Consider the following 6,973-nt stretch of genomic DNA (forward strand, 5'->3'; position numbering starts at 1 on the left):
ACAAGTGGGCACCTATTGATGTTGTGGATTCATGCGCTTATCGGAGGCGATTTAACATTCCTGTACGTACTTTTACGTACCTGTACGTTCCTGCGCGTCACTTGCCAGTCAGTACCTTGGAGACGCATTTATCCACAGGTCGCTTTTTCCGGGGGACAAGTGGGCACCGAGTTATGCCCATAGCGAAACATCGACTTTGCTGCGCTATGTGCAAAATACGCCCCTCCACATAGCTGATGAAGTGGCAATGAGGTGGTCGATGAGCTCGTCCACCTCGTTTTGTAGCTGCGTCAAAGTATCCGTGATGTCACCAAATTGATGGCTACGACTTCCATTCGACTTTCACGGATTCGGGGTCACGGCCACGCCCAGGGCCCACAGGGAGGATCGTCACGGTCATCAACGCGTCCACGATCTCCCGCTTAGTCACGAGGGTGGCGTCCTCCCAACGGGCCACCGCATCAGGGCCCGCGATCGACAGGGCAGCGCTCGCCGGCGTCATGGCGGCCAGGGACTCACGCGCCGTCTCGATCTTGGGGCGGACCTGCCCGGTGATGCGGGTCAACTGTTGACCGGTGATTGTGCCCGCTGTGAACAGGTCCGCTGCCTCGTCCAACCGGGCTTGCAACCCCTCGATGCGAGCACGGAGTTCGTCACCGCGCTGCGGGTCGACGGTAGGGAGGGCTGCGAGCGCGTCAGGGCGTTGCAGACGGCCCAGCACCACACCTTCCACCACCGCGTCCACTAGTCCCATGGTGCGGGCCACGCGGGTGCATTCGCGGCACCCGTAGGACGGTGTGCCGGACTTCCCCCGCGCTTTCAGGTAACGCATTTTGCCGCCGCACCGGCCGCACTCCGCGATCCCGGTCAGTAAATAGTTTGGGATGATCCCGTGGTGCACCCGCCGGTCGGGATCCGCCAGTAACGCACGCACCCGGTAGAACTCGTCCTCGCTGATGATCGCCTCACTGGTGGACTTCCCGACGATCTCCCCGTGATGGTCCCTCAGACCGGCGTTCGCGGCCCTCCTGAGGGTCTGCCGCACCGTGGTCGTGGACCACTTTTTCCCCCGCAAAGTGGGCAGCCCGTCCTCGTTCCACCGCACCATGATTGACCGGACCGACTCACCACCGAGCAACCGTGCCACCCCGTCGCGGATCTGGTCCGCCTCAGCATCGTGCACCACGTCGCGGGAACCCGTCACACGGCCGCGATCATCGGTGTCATAGACCCGCCGCCACCCGAACGGGCACAACCCATTGGGGAGGCCCTGCTGGGCGCGTTCCTGGGACTTACGGCGGATCCGGCGCGCCATCTGATCGGTTTCGTGCCTAGCAACAGACCCTTTAATGCGGGCAGTCATCCTCCCTTGTGGTGTGGCAAGGTCGATGTCACCACCAATCGAGACGAGGGCGATTGAATGAGCGTCTGCCAGGTCGATGACATCCTCAAGCTCGCGGGGCGTGCGTGTGAGCCGGTCCACGTCCCACACGATCAGCGCGCCAGCCTTACCGGCAGCGAGATCCTTGAGCATCTGCTGATATTGGGGGCGGACCCTCGCCTTGGTGGCGGATACGTCATTCTCGATGTACTCGTGGGCCACGTCCCACCCGCGGGCGCTCGCAGCCTGTCGGCAGTCTTCGAGTTGGCGGTTCACGCCCAGGTGGGTGCCCTCAGCGTCGCGGCTGATGCGGGCATAGATGACTGCTCTCATAAAAGAGATTCTAGTCGCATATTGACACCGGCACAAATCTACGTGGCCCGCGCGGGAGAATCTGAGCTCACCAGTTTGGTGTTGAGCGAGGCACACGTGCGCACCCTGGTGGAGCGCATGTTGAAATCCTCCGGGCGCAGGCTGGATCTCAGTTCACCCTTTGTCGACGCCGCCCTTCCGGATGGTTCGCGGCTCCACGTGGTGATTCCGGACGTCACCCGTAAACACTGGGCCGTGAACATCCGGAAGTTCGTGGCCCGTGCCCGCCGCGTGCAGGATCTGGTGACACTGGGGTCCTTGAGCACGCCCGCCGCGAAGTTCTTGGAAGCATCAGTCGCCAGTGGGCTCAACATTTTGGTGTCCGGGGCGACTCAGGCGGGCAAGACCACCCTGCTCAATTGTCTGTGCGCCTCGATCGGCCCGCGGGAGCGGGTGGTCACGGTGGAGGAGATCTTCGAACTCAAGGTGGCGTTGCGCGACGTCGTCGGTATGCAATGCAGGCAGGCCAATCTGGAAGGGGCCGGCGAGATTCCGCTGCGGCGACTCGTGAAAGAGGCGCTGCGAATGCGCCCGGACCGCCTGATCGTCGGGGAGGTTCGTGAGGCCGAGAGTCTCGACATGTTGATTGCGTTGAACGCCGGGTTACCGGGGATGTGCTCTTTGCACGCCAATTCCGCTCGCGATGCGGTCACCAAGATCTGCACCCTGCCGCTACTGGCCGGCGAGAACATTAGTACGGCGTTCGTGGTTCCCACCGTGGCTTCCTGCTTTGACATGGTGGTTCATTGCCATCGCAACAACAACGGGCATCGATTCGTGAGCGAGATCCTGGCTGTGGGTAACCGCGTGGAGAACGGAATTATTGAGACGTATCCGCTGTTCCGCCACGTCGACGGCGAACTGGTTCCAGTGGCTGCCGAAGTGCCCTCCCCGGACAAATTCTCGAGGTCCGGATACCGGCCTTCGGAACTGCTCGACGTGGCGCCCGCTGCCAAGACCGGGGCATCCCGTCAGGCGCAGCCGAAGAAGTCTCGAGGGAAAACCCCATGAGTGCACTGATCGGCATCCTCATGGGGGCGGGAGTCTTTCTCGTGTGGTGGTCCCTCTGGAACCAACCAACCCGCAAGAGGACTCGTCATGCACGGACCGGTCGAGTGAAGACGCTGTTGCTGCGTGCGGATCTGCCCCATGTTGCGCCCTCGGCATTGATCGCAGTGTGCGTGGCGTTTGCCTTGGTCGCAGGCTTAGCCGTGACTGCGCTCACGGCCGCGCCGACCTTTGGTCTGTGTGCACTGTTGGTGGCCGCCTACATTCCGTGGTGGTTCATCAAGCGGCGCGGTGGTAAACGCTCGGCGGTCTTGCGTGAGGTATGGCCCGATGTGGTTGACCATTTGCGTTCGGCCATTCGGGCGGGCATGGGACTGCCGGAAGCGCTCATGCAGTTGCAGTACCGCGGTCCCGAGGTTCTGCGACCGGCCTTCGGTCAGTTCGCCGCGGATTATCGGGCCAGTGGTCAATTACACGGGTCGCTGACCCTGCTCAAGAATCGGTTGGCGGACCCGGTCGCGGACAATATCGTGGAGGCCCTCCGGGTGACCCGAGAGGTGGGTGGCACGGACCTGGGGAAACTCCTGGGTACGTTGTCGTCTTTCCTGCGTGAGAACGAGCGGACGCGCAGCGAGTTGGAAGCGCGGCAGTCCTGGACGGTGAACGCGGCCCGACTCTCGGTTGCGGCCCCGTGGCTCGTCCTGGCGTTGATGTCCACCCAGCCCGCGGCCATTGAGGCCTACAACACCGCCACCGGGGCATTCGTGCTGTTGGGTGGGCTGGCGATTTCCGTGGCCGCGTACCGGTTGATGTTGCGGCTCGGAGCGCTGCCCACCGAGCGGAGGGTCCTGCGATGAACACGTGGACCACGGGGATTCTCATTGCCTTGGTACTGGCCGGGGGAGTGTGGTTGATGCTCAGCGCGGCACGGGCCGTGGGGGCACCCAGTTTCGCCGATCGGATTGCTCCGCAGCTGCGCATGGTCCAGGTGAATTCGGCCGTGAATGGACGCGGGGAGGTGAGAGCCAGTAAATCCGGTGGCAGTGATGCCATTGGGCCCGTAGTGCGACAGACACTGACCTGGGCCACGGAAAAGATCGCGCCCTTTACCGGAAGCGTTACCGCCCTGGAACGTCGACTCGTCCGCGCGGGTCTGGATAAATCGGTGGTCGACTATCGCGCCGAACAAGTTGTCTTTGCGGTGCTCGGTGTTCTGCTCGGCAGCGTGTTCAGCATCGGCCTTGTTCTGCAAGGAAGTGTCAGCGTCGCGATCGTCCTGGTCGGAGCGGTCCTGGGCGCATTCTGCGGCGTGTGGTGCAGGGATTTCCTTCTGAAACAACGCATCGCCAAGCGAGAAAAATTCATGCTCGCTGAATTCCCCGCGGTGGCCGAGCTCATGGCCCTGTCCGTCGGCGCCGGAGAAAGCGCCGTCGGCGCCCTGGAACGCGTGTGCCGCGTTGCGGAAGGCGAGCTCGTCGACGAATTCCGGCAGGTGCTGGCGCAGACCCGCGCCGGTTCCGGACTGGTGACGGCGCTCCAGGATTTCTCCTCGCGGACCGACGTGATTCCACTGGGCCGGTTCGTGGACGGGATCATCGTGGCCATCGAACGGGGAACGCCCTTGGCTGAAGTGCTACGCGCACAGGCGCAAGACGTCCGTGATCACGACAAACGAGTCCTCATGGAGATCGCGGGCAAGAAGGAAATTGCGATGTTGATCCCGGTTGTGTTTTTCGTCCTCCCACTCAGCGTTGTGTTTGCCGTTTTCCCCGGTCTGGCCGTGCTGGAGATGGGGTTCTGAGAATTTCGCCGCATTGAAAAAGAGTTAGTGAAGATCGAAGGAGATGGACATGAAAAGTCACCTATTCTTTACCGCACCGATGCTCGCCGTGTTGACCATTGGTAACCTACTGCGCTCGCGATGGACGGAAGAGGACCGTGATCGCGGCGATGTCCCCGGCTGGGTCATGCTCACGCTGATGTCCGCAGTGCTCGTTGCCGGATTGCTGCTTATCGCCCGCCCCGCGCTCGAAGGCTTGTTCCAGGATGCGATCAACCGAGTCTCCGGTCTCTGAGGACTCCCCGGACGCGGGTAACGCCGTGGCCGAATATGTGCTGGTTCTGGCCCTGGCCGTGCTCATTTTCGCTGGCGTTCTGCAGTTGGGCTTCGCTTTGCACGTGCGTAACACCCTGATCGACGCCGCCGCGGCCGGCGCGCGGTACGCCAGTCTGGCGGACCGCACCGATGACGACGGCGTGGCTCGCGCTCGCGGCATCATCGTGAATTCGGTGGGTGAGAGCTATGCCCAGAACGTCAGCATTTCGCGAACTCAGGTGGGATCATTGCCAGCGGTGGAGGTGACCGTGGTCGCGCCGCTGCCCGTTGTGGCCATGTTCGGGCCCCCGGAAGCGTTGAATGTGAGTGGTCATGCAGTGGTCATGGATTAACACCATTCCTCGTGGACGGAGGCACCCGCAGGCGCCCGGGCAATCGGATCATCCGGATCGGGGCAGTGCCATTGTTGAATTCGTCGCACTGGGTTTGTTGCTTCTCATCCCGGTGATTTATCTGGTCGTCACGGTGTCCCGGGTGCAAGCCGGCTCGTTTGCCGTGGTGGCCGCGTCGGAACAGGCCGGTCAGGCCATCTCGGTCATGGAGGCGGATAGCTTCAATCAGGCCGCCATCCATGAGATCGCGGCGGTGGCCGCGCTGGATCACGGGTTCGATGCGCAGGATCTGGCCCTCGAGGTCAGTTGCTCGGACGGCTCGTGCGCGTCACCCGGTGCTGTCGCTACGGTTCATGCTCGGCTCACCGTGAGCCTCCCGGCCGTTCCGGGGTTCGTGACGGCCGACGTAGCCACCCTCACTTCCGACGTCACGGTCGTGTCCGGGAGGTACTCGTGAGGATTCTGTGCAGAACTGCCCTTGCTTCGTGCGGCTCAGGCATCGTGGCGGGGTTGTGGCGCCGGTTTCGCGGGGACCCTCGAGAACGAGACAACGGGCAAACCACCATTGTGCTGTTGGGTTTCACCCTGGTCACACTGCTGCTCACGATCACCATCATGGCCATCACGAGCGTCTACCTAGGGGAGCGCAAGCTCCAGTCCCTGGCCGATCGGGCATCCGGTGCCGCGGCGGACACGTTCACCGACCTGGATCGATCGGCGGGCGCGGCGCCGTCGCCAATCCTGACGCACGACGGCGTGGCGGGGGCCGCGTCGAGCTACCTAGGAACCGTGGGAGCCTTCGACGAGGTCGAGCAGCTGTCGCTCGGCGCACCCACGGGAACCCCTGACGGGCTCACGGCCCAGGTCACCCTGGATGCCGTGGTGCACCCTCCGGTGGTCAACGTCATCATCCCCGCGGGCGTGCCGATCACCGCCACCGGTGACGCGCGAGCCGTGATGGGGCGCTAGTTCGAAATGGAGGGGACATGTTGCAAACCGACAACACTCGTGCCGTGAATGCGTGGCGCGAGGGTCGTGATGTCACCAAACTCGGCATCAAATCTTCATCCATTCATGTTCAGGCCGAGAATTGCATTGATGACCAGCGCTGTACCACGACGCGAATCAGCGCGATGAGTGCGGCGCCCATGCGGTCAGCAGTACCCTCAGTCCCGTGGGCGCTTGCTATTTGGACGGCGCTCTCATTGTTCAGCGCATACGCGACGGCGAGTGGCTCACCCCTTCTGTGACGGCTCATCAGCGGGGCAACTACCGGCTGGACATTCGCCACTCGTCGGATACCGACCCGGGCGGCACGACCTCGGCAGACGCCAGCGACGGATTCGGGAAGCTAATCACTCGACCTAACATTACTGACAGTCGAACGTTCCAGGTGGTCGACGAATCGTTTTTCCATAAATGTGTTTCGAGAAATAGAGGTTCCGTCTAGCAAAGTAGGAAGGGTTTCCGAGGGGGCGGAATGTACGCGAATGGATCAACTTATAATAGTTCGCCAATTTCATTACGAGCCCAAACGAGAGCCGCTTTTTTATTGAATGGAGATCTATTTATCTCGAGCTGAACCGCAGTAGACCCGCTCATGGTGTCGGATCTGCCCACTGATATGGCTGAGTCGAACCCAGTCATCATATTCCCGCTTAAAAGTATTCTGTTATTCAGAATGCAAAGCCCATTTGGATTAAAGTAGAGTTCAATTCCATTGTGGCTCACTAGTCCATTGTCCATAATTACGCGGTGATTGGT

Annotated in this window: 8 protein-coding genes; 7 read left to right on the top strand and 1 reads right to left on the bottom strand. The window is 61.9% G+C overall.

Translation table 11 applies throughout. The annotated features are described in order from the left end of the window. Positions 1-322: 322 nt before the first annotated feature. Positions 323-1,714, bottom strand: coding sequence for a recombinase family protein (locus AC3ENJ_RS09720; RefSeq protein ID WP_431813883.1), 1,392 nt, complete (start codon positions 1,712-1,714; stop codon positions 323-325). Positions 1,715-1,735: 21 nt separating this feature from the next. Between AC3ENJ_RS09720 and AC3ENJ_RS09725 the strand changes: the two genes are divergently transcribed. From AC3ENJ_RS09725 to AC3ENJ_RS09755, 7 genes are read left to right on the top strand one after another with little or no spacing between them, the layout of a single operon-like run. After that, positions 1,736-2,764, top strand: coding sequence for a TadA family conjugal transfer-associated ATPase (locus AC3ENJ_RS09725; protein WP_431813884.1), 1,029 nt, complete (start codon positions 1,736-1,738; stop codon positions 2,762-2,764). After that, a complete protein-coding gene (locus AC3ENJ_RS09730) occupies positions 2,761-3,618 on the top strand; it encodes a type II secretion system F family protein (RefSeq protein WP_190780080.1) in 858 nt (285 codons plus the stop codon). The genes AC3ENJ_RS09725 and AC3ENJ_RS09730 overlap by 4 nt, the downstream gene beginning before the upstream one ends. Continuing rightward, positions 3,615-4,562 carry a type II secretion system F family protein gene (locus AC3ENJ_RS09735; protein ID WP_431813885.1) on the top strand — a complete coding sequence of 316 codons (948 nt, stop codon included), beginning with the start codon at positions 3,615-3,617 and terminating at the stop codon, positions 4,560-4,562. The genes AC3ENJ_RS09730 and AC3ENJ_RS09735 overlap by 4 nt, the downstream gene beginning before the upstream one ends. Before the next feature lie 49 nt (positions 4,563-4,611). Continuing rightward, positions 4,612-4,836: a hypothetical protein gene (locus AC3ENJ_RS09740; RefSeq protein ID WP_431813886.1), complete on the top strand. Its 225-nt coding sequence runs from the start codon at positions 4,612-4,614 to the stop codon at positions 4,834-4,836. Then, on the top strand, positions 4,808-5,209 hold the full coding sequence (locus AC3ENJ_RS09745) for a TadE/TadG family type IV pilus assembly protein (protein ID WP_431813887.1): 402 nt from the start codon (positions 4,808-4,810) through the stop codon (positions 5,207-5,209). The genes AC3ENJ_RS09740 and AC3ENJ_RS09745 overlap by 29 nt, the downstream gene beginning before the upstream one ends. Beyond that, positions 5,190-5,666: a hypothetical protein gene (locus AC3ENJ_RS09750; RefSeq protein WP_223840822.1), complete on the top strand. Its 477-nt coding sequence runs from the start codon at positions 5,190-5,192 to the stop codon at positions 5,664-5,666. The genes AC3ENJ_RS09745 and AC3ENJ_RS09750 overlap by 20 nt, the downstream gene beginning before the upstream one ends. 44 nt (positions 5,667-5,710) lie before the next feature. Then, the gene (locus tag AC3ENJ_RS09755) at positions 5,711-6,178 is read left to right on the top strand and encodes a pilus assembly protein TadG-related protein (protein WP_190780550.1); all 468 of its coding nucleotides are present in this window, start codon (positions 5,711-5,713) and stop codon (positions 6,176-6,178) included. Positions 6,179-6,973 lie beyond the last annotated feature (795 nt).

This window comes from Kocuria sp. cx-455, from assembly GCF_057707085.1.